The following is a 704-nucleotide window of genomic DNA, read 5'->3' on the forward strand; positions in this document are numbered from 1 at the left end:
CCGTCCGCGCGACGAGCCGCGCACCGCGCCCTGGCCGCCGCTGCGCCCCGCGCTCGCGCCCGAGGGTCCGGTGACCGCGCCGGAGGGCCGGCTCGGCGACCTCTGGTTCGGTCTCCTGCCGGAGCGGATGACGATCCCCGGCGCCGTCCGCGCCCAGGACGCGGGCGGCGGCTTCCTGCCCAGGGTGGCGGAGCCAGGTCCGCTGCGCCTCTGGCGCGGCAGGGTCCGCGCCGCCGCGGGCGATCCCGCCCGCCCCGGCGCGACCGATCTCCTGGAGGCAGCCGAGCCGGTGCCCGACGTCGCGCCGATCCCCTTCGGCGGGCTGCTCATGGCCGGGCCCGGCCAGCTGTTCTCCCTGGCCGACCCCCCTTCGATCCTGCTCGCGCAACTCGACCCGACGGGCGCGCGCGAGGAACGCCTCCGCCGGCTCCGGCCGGACGGTGCACCGGTGTGGGACATCGCGCTGCCCACATCGGAAACGATCGCCTGGGTCTCCGCCGAGCCCGGGCGCCTGTGGTTCCTGGCGACGCCGCGCCGCAGCTTCGCCGCCCTGCATGCGATCGCCCTGGCCGACGGGCGCATCATCCGCACGCGGCACATCTGAGAACCGGTCCGGGAACACCGGGCGGGCCGCTGGACAGCGCCGTCGGGCGACCCGCCCGACCGGGACCCAAGCCTTCGCGCCGGCCCGCCTAGAGCGTTTT

General features: G+C 77.6%; 1 protein-coding gene. It reads left to right on the forward strand.

Features of this window, described 5'->3' with window-relative positions; genetic code table 11:
- Nucleotides 1–604 (forward strand): hypothetical protein (locus L2I40_RS24030; RefSeq protein ID WP_237217855.1); only part of this gene is annotated, 604 nt, incomplete at its 5' end.
- Nucleotides 605–704: the final 100 nt, after the last annotated feature.

Source organism: Falsiroseomonas oryziterrae, from assembly GCF_021864505.1.
Lineage (GTDB): Bacteria > Pseudomonadota > Alphaproteobacteria > Acetobacterales > Acetobacteraceae > Falsiroseomonas > Falsiroseomonas oryziterrae.